The organism is Mycobacterium kiyosense (assembly GCA_021654635.1).
In the GTDB taxonomy this organism is placed as follows: domain Bacteria; phylum Actinomycetota; class Actinomycetes; order Mycobacteriales; family Mycobacteriaceae; genus Mycobacterium; species Mycobacterium kiyosense.
Genome location: AP025179.1, coordinates 3,455,671 through 3,469,926, shown reverse-complemented (window position 1 = coordinate 3,469,926; position 14,256 = coordinate 3,455,671). Strand labels below are relative to the sequence as shown.

Genomic DNA, 14,256 nt, shown 5'->3' with positions numbered 1-14,256 from the left:
CGACATGAGTCTTCCGAAACCGAGCAAGACCGCAACCGTCGTCATCACCGGCGCTTCGTCGGGCATCGGAACCGAGTTGGCCAACGGCCTGGCCCGGCGTGGCTTCCCGCTGATGCTGGTAGCCCGGCGCCGCGAGCGCCTCGACGAGCTGGCCGCCAAGCTGCGCGCCGAACATCAGGTCGACGTCGAGGTGTTCCCACTTGACTTGGCGGACAAAGATTCTCGCGCCAAGCTGGCCGAGCGATTACGCAACGAGCCGATCGCGGGCTTGTGCAACAGCGCCGGGTTCGGCACCAGCGGGCGGTTCTACGAGCTGCCGGAGGAGCGCGAAAGCGAGGAGGTCACCCTCAACGCGCTGGCACTGATGGAGCTGACCCGCGCGGTGCTGCCCGGCATGGTCGAGCGGGGCGCGGGCGCGGTGCTCAACATCGCCTCCATCGCGGGTTTCCAGCCGCTGCCCTTCATGGCGGTGTACTCGGCGAGCAAAGCATTCGTGCTGACCTTCTCCGAGGCGGTGCAAGAGGAACTGCACGGCACCGGGGTGTCGGTGACCGCGCTGTGCCCGGGGCCGGTGCCCACCGAGTGGGCCGAGATCGCCAGCGCGGAACGATTCAGCATTCCGATCGCGCAGGTTTCGCCGCACGAGGTCGCCGAGCAGGCGATCGGGGGCATGCTGTCCGGCAAGCGCGGGGTGGTGCCCGGCCTGGTACCCAAGATCGTCAGCCAGGGCGGTCGGCTGCTACCGCGCAGCGTACTGCTGCCGGGAATCCGGATCGGCAACAAGCTGCGCGGCGGGCCCAGCCACTAATTTCCCCGGCCACCGGCCACCGGCCACCGGCGGCCGGTGACAAGGGGCGGGGCGTTAAGCGCGACGCCAGGGATGGTCGTCGAGCATCGCGGCCACCGCCGCGATGGCTTCGGCGTTGGTCTCCGAGTCGTAACGCCGCAACTGCTCGAGCACCGCTGAAACCCGTTGCAGCAGAGCGCCATACGTGGCAGCCGCCGCGGCTGCGTAGTCGTTGGCGGCGTCGACCTGCCACTGCTCGGAGTAGTGGGACGGCAGGTTGTGCAACAACTCGGCCAGATTGCGCGCTTCCTCGGCCGCCGTGTCCACCAGGTTGCGCACCGTCTCGAGGTCGACCGGCCGCCGGGCCGGACCGCCGTCACTTGCGCCGGCCTCCAAGATGCGATCGAGTTCGCGCACGGTGGACACCGCCAGTTCGATGGGCCCGGTGTGCGCCGACAAACCCAGCGGGGGATGGGCAGCGTCAGCAGGTGCGGCGATGCGTCGGCGGATAGCGCCGACAGACTCGACTGGGCTTCCAGCGCCGCTTGAGCGGCTTCGGCCGCTTCGGCCCGCGCGGCCGCAACCTCCGCCTGCGCCGCCTCGTGCGCCGCAGCCACCTGGGCTTCAGCCTGTTCGCGAGCCTGTTCGCGCGCGTTGGCCACTTCCGAGGCCAACTCGGCGGCCGCAGCGGCACGGAGCTGCTCGATCTCGGCGCGCAGCCGCTCGATCTCGCCGCGGGCTGAAACGACGGCAGCCGCCGCTTCCTCGGCTTGGCTGCGGGCGTGCTTCACCTCGGCTTCGGCGGCTTTGCGAACGGCGGTCAGCTGGTTATCGGCCTGCTCGCGCGCCGCGGCGAGCTCGGCGGCCGAAGCGGCACGCAGCTGCTCGATCTCGGCCCGGACCCGGGTCACCTCGGCCTCGGCCGCACGATGCGCGGACGTGATCTGGGCGGTGGCCTGCCCGCGTGCCGAGGCCACCTCGGCGGCGGCGTCGGCACGGATGCGTTCGAGTTCGGCGCGCACCTGCTCCAGCGCCCGCTGCGCGGTCTCCTTGGCGGCCGCCCGCTCGGCGATGCGTTGTTCGGCACGGGCTTCGGCGGCGCTGACCCTTTCCTTGGCCGCGGCGAGCTCGGCTTGCGTGTCGGCGCGAACCTTCTCCAGTTCGGCGCGCACCTGTTCGAAAGCCTCACGCGCGGTTGCTCGTTCGGTCGCGCGCTCACCCATGCGCTGTTCGGCGCGGGCTTCGGCGGCGTTGAGTTGCTCTTTGGCCGCGGCGAGTTCGGCCTTCGCGTCGGCGCGGACCTTCACCAGTTCGGCGCGCAGCTGCTCCAGCGCCCGCTGGGCGGCCGCGCGCTCGGCCGCGCGCTCGGTTTCCCGCTGCTCGGCGGCCTTGGCCGCCGCCTCCCGCTCGGCCGCCCAGTCGGCCTCCTTCTGAGCCGACTCGGCCTGCACCTCGCGCACCCGCTCCCGCGCCGCCGAGGCCGCCCGCGCGGACTGCTCCGCCTCGGCCCGAGCCATCGCGGCGGCAGCTTCGGCGTCCTTGCGGTGCTGTTGCGCCTCACGGGTCTGCTGCTCGGCCAAGACCCGCATATGGTCCGCCTCGACCAGGCGCATCGCCGGCGACAGCCGCTTGCGGGCCGGCCCGTAGCGGTTGCGGTGCTCGACGAGATCGCGTTCGCTCATCGCCGCCAGCGCCACCAGCTCAGCCGGGGGACGCTGCCCGAGCCGCTGGGCGGCCGCGACCGAATCGGCCGCGGCGCTCTTGACCAGCGCCGCCCACGTCGCGGGGTCCTGGTCGTCGATGTGTTGCCGTGTGGTGCTCACCGGCGACGACGCCGTCCTTCGGCGGCGGGCTCTGCGGCGACGGTCTCGGTCGGCTGCTCGTCAGCGGACGCGGGTTGGGTGGCGGCAGTGGGCTGCTCGTGCCGTGGTTCCCGGGTTTGTGGAGCGTCCCGACCGGGCGGAGATTCCCGGGTGGGCTGAGCGTCCCGACCCGGCTGAGATTCCCGATTCGGCGGAGATTGCCTGCCTGCCGGCGCCTCTCGGGGGGCTTCTTTGCGCTGCGCCGACGCGAATTGCGACAGCGGACCCGCCTGCTGGGCCAGCACCAACGAGAACTGGTTGAGGTAGACCGACACCGACTTGGCTAGCGTTTCGTCCCCCAGTTGCTCGGCGTCGCGCAGCAGTCCGCGCAGCAGCTCCAAAGCCAGCTCCGGACCCAGACCCAGCGTGGCGTGCTCGTTGGCCGCCGGCTCCAGCCCCGCCGTCTCCACCACCCAGACCAGCCGCTGCCAGCACCGGTCGATCGCCGCGGCGCGTTGCTCGTCTTCGCGGCGCTCCTGGCGGTGGCGTTCCTGCAGCTCGATCTGCAGCTCGTCGCGCTTTGCCGTCCGGCGCGCCACGACATAGGCGACCAGCGCCAGGATGACCGCGGCAATCACGGCGGCCACACCGCCGAAGCCCGCGGACGTCAGGAATTCACGCGCCGTCGGCAACGTCGGCATGCTCTGCGGGGAGGGCCCTTCCGCCCCGAGAGCGGATAGCACATGCAAGCTCATGGATCGGACGCTACCAAACCGCCGAGCTGGAAAACCTCGCCAAACTGGGCGTGAACCCTAACCGTCAGGTGCGAACTTGAGCACCCGTCCCGGGGTCACGAACCGGCCCGACCGGTCAGTCAGGGCCGAGGTGAGAACGTAGAGCGTGTCCCCGGCACCGACTGCCAAACCGTCGGTGTTGGCGCCCAGCGGCACCTTGACCGGGGCGCCGCCGCCGGCGGGCAACTGAAAGAATCCTCTGGCGAATCCGTCGCCGATGAAGACATCCCCGCGACTGTCCCGCACAATCCGGTTCGGGTCGATGAGCCCCGGGATTTTGAGCGGTTCGGCTTCCGTCGCACCCGGCGCGAGTTTGAGAACGTAGCCCCTGCCGGCGTCTTTAACAGTGGTGGAGACATAGACGCTGCCGGCGGAGTCGACACCGATTCCGTGCGGTACGTACAGATTCTTGAACGGCAGATCGGTCGGCCCGTTCTCGCCCAACGGCAGCTTCTTCACCCCGTAGTCGCTGCCCGACGATTTGCGCGCCAGGCCGCCGACCGCATAGGTGTTGGTTGCCTGGTCAGTTGTGACGGCCGTGATCAACGTGAAGCCCCGGAACGGCAACCGGATCGGGTTTGATTTGCCCGGCTCCAACAGATAGACGTGTGCGCCGCTGCTGTAGTACAGAGCGCCGGACGAGTCGGTGGTCAGGTCGGACGCCATCTGCAGATCCATGTCCGCAATGTCGAGCACCGTGGCATCGGTTGCGCCCGGAGCGAGCTTGTACAGCTTCAGCGGTGCCGAGTCGAACGGACCGGCGTCGGCGAACGGCATCGGGCCGGCCAGTGCGTAGACGTTGCCGGCCAGATCCACCGCCAAGCCTTTGGTCGTTTGGAGGGGTGGGAACGGCAGCTGGACCGGGTTCGTGGTGTACCTGCGGGGGGCCGGAACGGTGGTCGTAGCGGTAGGGCCGGACCCGGAGTGACCGACCAGTCGCGGGATGGCGATGGCGCCCGCGACGACCACGACCACGATCGCGACGGCAGCCAGGACGGGAGCGAGCCGCCGCCGACGTCGTACCCGCGCCGGCGGCGCCGTCCAGGGCTGCGGCGGATAAGGCCCGGGCGCGGACACGCCCGCCGGCGGCGGGCCCGGTGCACGGGGTCCGGCTGCTTCCGCCCGCGGGGGCAGCTGGAATGTTCGGGTCGCCGCCTCGGACGGGGCGCTGGGCGCGGCCACCTGGATGGTGGATCTGCCGCTCGGTGTTTCGAGCAGCGCGCGTTGAGCGGCGGCGGCCAACTCGGTGGCGCTGCGAAAGCATTCAGCGGGGTCGGCGGCCAACCCTCGGGCCACCACGTCGTCCAGCGCGGCGGGCAGGTCGGCGCACCGTTCGCTGGGGCGTGGCACCGTTGCGCCGGGCGGCACCGGACTCGGCGGATGCCCGGTGAGGCATTCGTAAAGCACGGCGGCCAGCGCGCGGATGTCGGCCCGGTAGGTGGCCGCGGTGTTGACGACGAGCGCGCGAGTGTGATCGGTCGAGGGCGTGGGGCCGCCGGCGTCGGCCAGATAGACCGACCCGTCGCCGGCAAGCAGGATGGTGGCCGTGGAGACGTTGCGGTGCACGCCGTGTCGGGCGTGCGCGTCGTCGACGGCCGCCGCCACGGCGCGCACCACGTCGACGGCGCGCCTGGGATCCAGCCGGCCGTGCTGCGCCAGTACGGTTTTCAGGTCGCTGGTCTGCCCGCCCGCCGTCATCAACCGGCTCCGAGCCTGAGCAGCCGGTTGTATTCGGTCAGATAGACGAAGTTCGCCTTGTCGATCGCGATGCCGCCGAACGACTGGGTCTCCGGAGCGGCCACCAGGCTTGGTGACGTGGCGCCGGCCGGAAGCTTGAGCAGGCGTCCCATGTTGGCGGCGTTGTCGATGACAAAGACGGTCCCCTGGCTGTCCACCGCGATGCCCTGTCCACGGCCGATCTGCCCGAACGGCAGTTGGGCCGGGCTGGTCGCATCGGGGGCGAGTTTGAGTACCCTGCCCAGCTGCTGGGCGTAGACATTCCCGGAGTTGTCCACCGCGACGCCCTCGAACGGCCCCGGGCCGAACGGAAGCACGACGGGAGCCGTCGCCCCGGCCGCGAGCTTGTAGACCTGGTCTACCGAGGTCACATAGAGGTTTCCGGCGCTGTCCACGGTCACCCCCGTCGGAATCATGCGCCCGAACGGCAGCTCCGTGGCGGTGGTGGCGCCCCGGTCCAATTTCACGACTCTGCCGTTGCCCGCGCTCAACAGATCAGAAACGTACACTGCGCCGGCCGCATCCACGCCTACGTATTGCGGCCTGGTGAGTCCGCGGAGGGGCAGCTCCACCGGTGCGGCGGCGTTGGGGGCGAGTTGGTAGATGCGGGCGGCGCTGCTGTCGGCAAAATACACCGCCCCGTCTCCACCGATGGCCACGCCGACCAGTTCGCCCATGCCGATCACCGGCAGCCGAACAGCGTTCAACGCCGGCGCGGTGCTGCTCGGCGGGGCGGGGGCGGTGCTGGTCTGCGCCGCCGGTGCGGTGCTGCGCTCGGAGGCCCGGTCACCCATCAGCACCACCGAGGTGACCACGGCTGCGGCGACGACGGTGAGCGCGGCAAGGACGAGCAGGGTGCGGCGACGGGACTTCGCGGGGCGCGGCTGTGGCCGCTCGATCGGTTGCTCCACCGTCGGCGCCGCAGCGGTTTGGGCGGCCCAGTCGGAGTTGGGCGGGGCAGTCTGCAGGGCACGCTGGGCGGCGGCGCCCAGTTCGCCCGCGCTGTGGTAGCGGGCCGACGGCTCCTTGGCCATCCCGCGGGCGATGACGTCATCGAACCCGGATGGAATGCCCGGCCGCATCTGGCTGGGCCGCGGCGGCGGGGTGTTCAGGTGTGCCGCGATGATGGCCGGGATCTCGGTGCGGCCCGCGTAGGGCGCCGAGCCGGTCAGGCATTCGTAGAGCACGCACGCCAGTGCGTAGATGTCGGCGCCGGGCGTGACCTGGCCGGAGACGAGCCGTTCGGGGGCGAGGTAGGCGAAGGAACCGATGGTGGTGCCTTCGCTGGTGAGCTTGTTGTCGGTGGCGGCGTTGGCCAGGCCGAAATCGACCAGGCAGGCGAAGTCGTTGCGGCCCAGCAGAATATTGCCCGGTTTGACGTCGCGGTGGATCACCGTCTCGGCGTGCGCAGCGTCCAGCGCCGAGGCGATCTGCCGGATGATGTGGACCGCCCGCGCGGGGGGCATGGCGCCGCCGCGGTCCAGCACGGTTTGCAGATCGGTGCCGTCGATGAGCCGCATGTCGATGTAGAGCTGACCGTCGATCTCACCGCAGCCGTGGATGGGCACCACGTGCGGATCGTGCAGCCGCCCTGCGGTGTGGGCCTCCCGGAACAGCCGTTCCCGGAACGCCGGGTTGCGTGAGTAGGTGGGGGAGAGCAGCTTCAAGGCGACCGTGCGGTGCATCACCGTGTCTTCGGCGGCGTAGACCTCACCGAAGCCGCCGCTGCCCAGCAGCCGGTGCAACACGTACGGTCCGAATCGCGAACCCGCACGTGACCAGGCCGGACTCGGGGTGCCGGCGTCCCCGGCCGGACCCGTCACGGGGTGGTCCCCAGTTGCAGAACCTTGCCGTTGGCGCAGTCGTCGCTGCGGTGGCAGTCCACGACGTACAGGTCACCGTTCTTGTCGACCGCGACGCCGAAGGGGTAGTTCAGCGCGGCGACGTTGACCGGCGTGGCCAGTGCGGTCCCGGCGGCCAGCTTGAGCACCTTGCGGCCCTCCATGTCGGTGACGTACACGTTCCCCCTGCTGTCGACCGCGACACCGTACGGCGCCTGCAGCCCGGGGAAGGGCAGCTCCACCGGGGTGTCCGAGCCCGGCGGCAGCTTCAGCACCCGACGGTCGCCGCTGTCGGTGAAGTAGAGGTTGCCGTCGCCGTCCACCGCGATTCCCACCGGGGCGTTGAGCGGTGTGGTCGGCATCAGCGCCGTGGGACTGCTCGCCCCGGCGGGCAGCTTGAGCACTTGCCGCGAACCCGGGTCGGTGACGTAGACGCTGCCGTCCTTGGCTACCGCCACCCCGACCGGGCCGCTGAGGTGCCCGAACGGCACCCGCGTCGGACCGCGCGCGCCGGGTTGCAGTTTCCACACCGCGGGTCCGTTCAAGTCCGCGATGTAGACGTTGCCCGCCGCATCCACCGCGACCCCCCCTCGGCATAGATTTCCCCGAACGTCAGCTCGGCGGGCGCGCTTCGACCGGGCGCCAGCTTGAGCACGCGGCCCTCGGGGGCGTGCTTGCCCAGTTCGGTGGCGTATACGTTGCCGGCGCCGTCGACGGCGACCCCCCGGGCCCGCGGCATCGCGGGGAAACTGCAGGGTGGTCGGCACCGTCGACGAGGGGCGGGGCGTGGCGGCCGCGGAGTTGCTGGGAGCGGACCGGTGCACGACTGCGAACACCGCGGCTGCGACGGCGGCGGCGACGAAAGCGGCCGCGGCCAGGGCGATCACGGTGCGGCGGCGTGGTTTTCGGCCGGCGGGCCGGGCGGGACCCGGGAGTTGCCCGGCCGGGGTGCTCCACGGCTGGGTCGTCGGAGCCGGTGGGGGTCGACGGCGTCTGCCCCAGCGCGAGCCGGGCGGCGGAGGCCAGCTCTCCGGCGCTGGGGTACCGCGCGGCGGGATCCTTGGCCATGCCGCGGGCGATGACGTCGTCCAGCTCGGGCGGCAGGCCGGCCCGCCGCTCGCTGGCGCGGGGGATCGGAGCGCTCAGCTGCGCATTCATCAGCGCCGGCAGATCCTGGTAGTCGGCGTACGGCGTCGTGCCGGTGACCAACTCATACAGGACGCAGGCCAGCGCGTAGACGTCGCAGCGGTGGTCGACCGCGGAGCCGTTGAGCCGTTCGGGGGCAACGTAATCGAAGGTGCCGACCGCCTTGCCGGGCCGGGTCAGGCGGGCGTCGCCGGCGGCGTTGGCCAGACCGAAGTCGACCAGGCTGGCGAAGTCGTTGCCGGAGAGCAGGATGTTGGCCGGTTTGACGTCGCGGTGGATCACCGATTCGGCGTGTGCCGCATCGAGCGCGCCGGCCACCTGTTCGACGATGGCGACCGCGCGCGCCGGGTCCAGCGGGCCTTCTCGTTGCAAGAGGGTGTCGAGATCCACGCCGCGCACCAGTCGCATATCGAGGTAGACCTGGCCGTCGATCTCCCCACAACTGTGGATCGGCAGCACGTGCGGCTCGCGCAGCCGCCCGGCGGTGCGGGCCTCGCGGAACAGCCGTTCGCGGAACACCGGGTTCTGCGAATAGGTGCTGCTCAACAGTTTCAGCGCCACCACGCGGTGCATCGCGGTGTCCTCGGCTTCGTACACCTCGCCGTATCCGCCGCTGCCGAGCAGCCGGATCAGCCGGTAGGGGCCGAATTGCGTGCCCGCCCGATCCTGGTCCACTACCACCCCTCCACTTTGCCGCAGAGCGTATCGGGGTTCACATCGGCGCGGTTAGGGTGATCCGATGGCCTCCGTTGAGTTGAGTTCCGACGTCCCGATGAGCCCCCAGGACATGTGGTTGCACGTGTCGGACCTGTCCAAGCTGAACGAGTGGCTCATCATGCACGAGGGGTGGCGCAGCGACGTGCCCGAGGAGATCGGGGAGGGCACCCAGGTCGTCGGCGTGGCGAAATCCAAGGGTCTGCGCAACAGGGTGACCTGGACGGTGACCAAGTGGGATCCGCCGCACGAGGTCGCGATGTCCGGAGACGGCAAGGGCGGAGCGAAGTACGGCGTGCGCGTCACGGTCACCCCGCGCGACGAGGGGTCGACCATGGGACTGCGTCTGGATCTGGGCGGGCGTGCGCTGTTCGGCCCGGTCGGCTCCGCGGCGGCGCGCGCCGTCAGAGGCGACGTGGAGAAGTCGCTGCGCAACTTCGTCGAGAAGTACGCGTAGACGCGGCTTGCCGCCGCTGCGGCGGTGTTGACTCTGCGCACCGGGCGCGTGCCACTCGATCTTTTGCGCCGTGGACGCAGAGTCAACCGCCGATGCGTATCGGCCACCGAGGTGCTCCATCCGACGCTGTTGTGGCCACTGTTTCTGGTGTGAACAAAGGGTCGGGACACGCTCTGCGACACGCCCGGAGCGTGTCGGCGGACCGTCCTAGACTTGCGTCCCTATGAGCGAGTCATCCTTCGTGCACCTGCACAACCACACCGAGTACTCCATGCTCGACGGTGCCGCGAAGATCAGCCCCATGCTGGCCGAGGCGCAGCGGCTGGAAATGCCCGCGATCGGCATGACCGACCACGGAAACATGTTCGGCGCCAGCGAGTTCTACAACTCGGCCACCAAAGTCGGGATCAAGCCGATCATCGGCGTCGAGGCCTACATCGCGCCCGGTTCGCGCTTCGACACCCGCCGCATCACCTGGGGTGACCCCAGCCAGAAATCCGACGACGTGTCCGGCAGCGGCTCCTACACGCACATGACGATGATGGCCGAGAACGCCACCGGTCTGCGCAACCTGTTCAAGTTGTCGTCGCTGGCCTCCTTCGAAGGTCAGCTGGGCAAGTGGTCGCGCATGGACGCCGAACTGATCGCCGAACACGCCGAAGGCATCATCGCCACCACCGGATGCCCGTCCGGTGAAGTGCAGACCCGGCTGCGGCTGGGCCATGAGCGCGAAGCGCTCGAGTCGGCCGCCAAGTGGCGCGAGATCTTCGGCGCCCAGAACTTCTTCCTCGAGCTGATGGACCACGGCCTGTCCATCGAGCAGCGGGTCCGGGAGGGCCTGCTCGACATCGGGCGCAAGCTCGGCATCCCGCCGCTGGCCACCAACGACTGTCACTACGTCACCCGCGACGCCTCGCACAACCACGAAGCGCTGCTGTGTGTGCAGACCGGCAAGACGCTCTCGGACCCCAACCGGTTCAAGTTCGACGGCGACGGCTACTACCTCAAGTCCGCCGCCGAGATGCGCCAACTCTGGGACGACGAGGTGCCCGGCGCCTGCGACTCGACCCTGCTGATCGCCGAGCGGGTGCAGTCCTACGCCGACGTGTGGACGCCACGCGACCGGATGCCGATCTTCCCGGTGCCCGAGGGCCACGACCAGGCGTCGTGGCTGCGCCACGAGGTGATGGCCGGCCTGGCGCGCCGCTTCCCCGACGGCGTCGCCCAGGAGTACCTCGACCGGGCCGACTACGAGATCAAAGTCATCTGCGACAAGGGTTTTCCGGCCTACTTCCTGATCGTCGCCGACCTGATCAACTACGCGAAGTCCGTCGACATCCGGGTCGGGCCGGGCCGCGGTTCGGCGGCCGGTTCGCTGGTGGCCTACGCGATGGGCATCACCAACATCGACCCCATCCCGCACGGTCTGCTGTTCGAGCGGTTCCTCAACCCGGAGCGTCCGTCGGCTCCCGATATCGACATCGACTTCGACGACCGTCGGCGCGGCGAGATGGTGCGCTACGCCGCCGACAAGTGGGGATCGGACCGGGTGGCCCAGGTCATCACCTTCGGCACCATCAAAACCAAAGCGGCGCTGAAGGATTCGGCGCGAATTCACTACGGGCAGCCCGGTTTTGCGATCGCCGACCGGATCACCAAGGCACTGCCGCCGCCGATCATGGCCAAGGACATCCCGTTGTCGGGCATCACCGACCCGAGCCACGAACGCTACAAGGAAGCCGCCGAGGTGCGCGGCCTGATCGAGACCGACCCCGACGTGCGCACCATCTACCAGACCGCGCGTGGCCTAGAGGGGTTGATCCGCAACGCCGGCGTGCACGCGTGTGCGGTGATCATGAGCAGCGAGCCGCTGACCGAGGCGATCCCGCTGTGGAAACGGCCGCAGGACGGCGCCATCATCACCGGCTGGGACTACCCGTCGTGTGAGGCCATCGGCCTGCTGAAAATGGACTTCCTCGGTCTGCGGAACCTGACGATCATCGGCGACGCCATCGAGAACATCAGGGCCAATCGGGGGATCGACCTCGACCTGGAATCGCTGCCGCTGGACGACAAGCCCACCTACGAGCTGCTGGGCCGCGGCGACACCCTGGGCGTGTTCCAGCTCGACGGTGGACCGATGCGCGACCTGCTGCGCCGCATGCAACCCACCGAGTTCAACGACATCGTCGCCGTGCTGGCACTCTACCGGCCGGGCCCGATGGGGATGAATGCGCACAACGACTACGCCGACCGCAAGAACGGCCGTCAGGCGATCAAGCCCATCCATCCCGAACTCGAGGAGCCGCTGCGCGAAATCCTCTCCGAGACTTACGGTTTGATCGTCTACCAAGAGCAGATCATGTTCATCGCGCAGAAAGTCGCCTCCTACACCATGGGTAAGGCCGACGCGCTGCGCAAGGCGATGGGTAAGAAGAAGCTCGAGGTGCTCGAGGCGGAGTACAAGGGTTTCTACGAAGGCATGACCAACAACGGTTTCTCCGAGAAAGCGGTGAAAGCGTTGTGGGACACCATCCTTCCGTTCGCCGGGTATGCGTTCAACAAGTCGCACGCCGCGGGCTACGGGCTGGTGTCCTACTGGACGGCCTACCTGAAGGCCAACTATCCCGGCGAGTACATGGCGGGCCTGCTGACTTCCGTGGGCGACGACAAGGACAAGGCCGCCGTCTACCTCGCGGACTGCCGTCGGCTGGGCATCACGGTGTTGCCGCCCGACGTCAACGAGTCGGTGCAGAACTTCGCCTCGGTGGGCAACGACATCCGGTTCGGCCTCGGCGCGGTGCGCAACGTCGGCGCCAACGTGGTTTCCTCGCTGATCGGCACCCGCAACGACAAGGGCAAGTTCACCGACTTCTCGGACTATCTGAACAAGATCGACATCTCGGCCTGCAACAAGAAGGTCACCGAGTCGCTGATCAAAGCCGGGGCGTTCGACTCGCTCGGGCACGCCCGCAAGGGGCTGTTTCTGGTGCACACCGATGCCGTGGATTCGGTGCTGGGCACCAAGAAGGCCGAGGCGATGGGGCAGTTCGACCTGTTCGGCGGCTCGGACGGGGAAGGCGGCGGCGACTCCGTCTTCACCATCAAGGTTCCCGAGGACGAGTGGGAGGATAAGCACAAGCTCGCGCTGGAGCGAGAGATGCTGGGCCTGTACGTATCCGGCCACCCGCTCAACGGGGTGGCCCACCTGCTGGCCACCCAGGTCGACACCGCCATCCCGGCGATCCTGGACGGGGACGTGCCCAACGACGCGCAGGTACGCGTCGGCGGCATTCTGGCGTCGGTGAACCGCCGGGTCAATAAGAATGGAATGCCTTGGGCGTCAGCGCAATTGGAGGACCTGACCGGCGGTATCGAGGTGATGTTCTTCCCGCACACCTACTCCACCTTCGGCGGTGACATCGCCGACGACGCGGTGGTGCTGGTCAGCGCCAAGGTGGCGATCCGCGACGACCGCATCAGCCTGATCGCCAACGAGCTTGTGGTGCCGGACTTTTCCAACGCACAGCCGAATCGGCCGCTGGCGGTGAGCCTGCCGACACGGCAGTGCACCGTGGACAAGGTCAGCGCCCTCAAGCAGGTGCTGGCGCGGCACCCCGGCACCTCGCAGGTGCATCTGCGGCTGATCAGCGGAGAGAAGATCACCACGCTGGAGCTGGATCAGTCTTTGCGGGTGACGCCGTCGCCGGCCCTGATGGGGGACCTCAAGGAGCTGCTCGGTCCGGGGTGCCTGGGCAGCTAGGGTCGGCGCGCCTCGCCTTCACCCGTCGTGCGGGCTACGCGCGCGGGCACTGCCCGCGCCCTCGCGCCGAGCGTGCGGTTTCGCGCCCTCGCGTCCCCGTTCGCAAGCCACTTTCTGCAGACATTCCAGGCCGGCCGGCCGCAGCGCGCGCAGCGCGCCGGCCACTTCCCGCCGAGTGTGCATCCTGCGACGAAATTCGCCGCTCGGCCCCGAGCCGTTGCGCTGGCGTGACGGTCGGCCCCGAGCGCTGCGCTGGCGTGACGCTCGGCCCCGAGCGCGGGCGCGGGACGCCGAGCCGTCACGCCGCCGCGAACCGTCAGAACCGGTAGCGCAGTATCCGCGCCTTCCGTGCGCTGGCCGGAAACTTGCCGGATGCCTTGGTGGCCAACCGAATCCAGCGCGGGAACAGCTCCACCTCGGGCTCGTGGGTGAGGCTGGCCTCCTCCACCAACGTCAACCGCGGATTCCACGATTCGGGCACGCGGGCGTCCTTGAAACCCGCATAGCCCCATTGGGCACCGACGCTCTTGAACATCTGCTGCGGCAACACTTTCACGGCGAGCCGGCTGACCCAGCCGATCCGGCCGTAGTCGTTGAACGCCAACTCGCCGCAGGCGAAGTGCTCGGTGATGCGGCGGAAGACGCTCACCAGCACCGACTCGGACAGGAACGCGAAAAGGCCGTCGGCGATCACCATGGTCGGCCGGCCACTCGGAATGCTCAATGGCCAGTCGGGATCGGCGACCGATGCGGCGATCGAATGCCACCGTTCGCCCGTCGGCAACACCGCTTCGCGCAAGGCGATCACATTCGGCAGGTCGACGCTGTACCAGTCCACCGTCGCGGGCGGCAGTACCCGCGAAGGGCCGGAATCGATCCCGGCGCCAAGGTCCACCACGACGGCGTCCGGATGCTCGGCGGTGAACGCACGCACCCTGTCGTCCAGCATCTTGGCCCGCAGCGCCGACTGGCATACCACACTCGTGCTGACCCCCAGTCCGGCGAAGTCGTAGTCGATTTCGCCGACCACCCGATCGGCCAGGCTGTCGCCGAGAATCGGTCGAACCCACCGGCTGTCCAGTGCGCGGGCGTATTCGGTGAGCAGTGCCGTCTGTTCCAGCGGCGAAAGGCCGCTAACATTTTGCCCCATCGTCGCCAACCTACGCCGGTGTACTGTTCCGCGGCCTGTCGCCGCAGACGTAGGCTCACGAAATG

9 protein-coding genes and 1 pseudogene are annotated in these 14,256 nt (G+C 69.1%); 3 read left to right on the top strand and 7 right to left on the bottom strand.

Going from position 1 to position 14,256, the window contains the following annotated elements; genetic code table 11:
• The first annotated feature begins 4 nt into the window (after positions 1 to 4).
• Positions 5 to 808 carry an SDR family NAD(P)-dependent oxidoreductase gene (locus tag L6444_RS16265; protein ID WP_236975509.1) on the top strand — a complete coding sequence of 268 codons (804 nt, stop codon included), beginning with the start codon at positions 5 to 7 and terminating at the stop codon, positions 806 to 808.
• On the opposite strand, the gene L6444_RS16260 is transcribed toward L6444_RS16265, so the two are convergent.
• The 6 genes and pseudogenes from L6444_RS16260 to L6444_RS31160 form a co-directional block, all read right to left on the bottom strand.
• Positions 805 to 2,610 carry a coiled-coil domain-containing protein gene (locus L6444_RS16260; RefSeq protein ID WP_236975507.1) on the bottom strand — a complete coding sequence of 602 codons (1,806 nt, stop codon included), beginning with the start codon at positions 2,608 to 2,610 and terminating at the stop codon, positions 805 to 807. The genes L6444_RS16265 and L6444_RS16260 overlap by 4 nt on opposite strands.
• On the bottom strand, positions 2,607 to 3,344 hold the full coding sequence (locus L6444_RS16255; protein WP_236975499.1) for a hypothetical protein: 738 nt from the start codon (positions 3,342 to 3,344) through the stop codon (positions 2,607 to 2,609). Before L6444_RS16255 ends, L6444_RS16260 begins: the two co-directional genes overlap by 4 nt.
• 57 nt (positions 3,345 to 3,401) lie before the next feature.
• Complete coding sequence (locus tag L6444_RS16250; RefSeq protein ID WP_236975497.1) at positions 3,402 to 5,081, bottom strand: hypothetical protein; 1,680 nt, start codon at positions 5,079 to 5,081, stop codon at positions 3,402 to 3,404.
• Positions 5,081 to 6,943, bottom strand: a complete 1,863-nt coding sequence (locus tag L6444_RS30665) for a serine/threonine-protein kinase (RefSeq protein ID WP_289624887.1) — start codon at positions 6,941 to 6,943, stop codon at positions 5,081 to 5,083. The genes L6444_RS16250 and L6444_RS30665 overlap by 1 nt, the downstream gene beginning before the upstream one ends.
• Positions 6,940 to 7,539 (bottom strand): NHL repeat-containing protein, encoded by a 600-nt coding sequence (locus tag L6444_RS31165; RefSeq protein ID WP_236975495.1) that lies wholly within the window; start codon positions 7,537 to 7,539, stop codon positions 6,940 to 6,942. The genes L6444_RS30665 and L6444_RS31165 overlap by 4 nt, the downstream gene beginning before the upstream one ends.
• 421 nt (positions 7,540 to 7,960) lie before the next feature.
• Positions 7,961 to 8,788 (bottom strand): annotated as a pseudogene (locus L6444_RS31160) (serine/threonine-protein kinase); the annotation flags it as partial.
• Positions 8,789 to 8,846: 58 nt separating this feature from the next.
• Between L6444_RS31160 and L6444_RS16230 the strand changes: the two are divergent.
• Together L6444_RS16230 and dnaE are read left to right on the top strand one after the other, a co-directional pair.
• On the top strand, positions 8,847 to 9,278 hold the full coding sequence (locus tag L6444_RS16230; protein WP_236975493.1) for a type II toxin-antitoxin system Rv0910 family toxin: 432 nt from the start codon (positions 8,847 to 8,849) through the stop codon (positions 9,276 to 9,278).
• 223 nt (positions 9,279 to 9,501) lie between these two features.
• Positions 9,502 to 13,041, top strand: a complete 3,540-nt coding sequence (dnaE, locus tag L6444_RS16225; protein ID WP_236975491.1) for a DNA polymerase III subunit alpha — start codon at positions 9,502 to 9,504, stop codon at positions 13,039 to 13,041.
• Between the two features lie 316 nt (positions 13,042 to 13,357).
• On the opposite strand, the gene L6444_RS16220 is transcribed toward dnaE, so the two are convergent.
• Positions 13,358 to 14,191, bottom strand: a complete 834-nt coding sequence (locus L6444_RS16220) for a class I SAM-dependent methyltransferase (protein WP_236975489.1) — start codon at positions 14,189 to 14,191, stop codon at positions 13,358 to 13,360.
• Positions 14,192 to 14,256: the final 65 nt, after the last annotated feature.

What these genes read in the sequence shown, in the direction of transcription:
- L6444_RS16265 (WP_236975509.1), top strand. Translation starts at nt 5, where the DNA reads ATGAGTCTTCCGAAACCGAGCAAGACCGCAACCGTCGTCATCACCGGC.
- L6444_RS16255 (WP_236975499.1), bottom strand. Translation starts at nt 3,344, where the DNA reads ATGAGCTTGCATGTGCTATCCGCTCTCGGGGCGGAAGGGCCCTCCCCG.
- L6444_RS16250 (WP_236975497.1), bottom strand. Translation starts at nt 5,081, where the DNA reads ATGACGGCGGGCGGGCAGACCAGCGACCTGAAAACCGTACTGGCGCAG.
- L6444_RS16230 (WP_236975493.1), top strand. Translation starts at nt 8,847, where the DNA reads ATGGCCTCCGTTGAGTTGAGTTCCGACGTCCCGATGAGCCCCCAGGAC.
- dnaE (WP_236975491.1), top strand. Translation starts at nt 9,502, where the DNA reads ATGAGCGAGTCATCCTTCGTGCACCTGCACAACCACACCGAGTACTCC.
- L6444_RS16220 (WP_236975489.1), bottom strand. Translation starts at nt 14,191, where the DNA reads ATGGGGCAAAATGTTAGCGGCCTTTCGCCGCTGGAACAGACGGCACTG.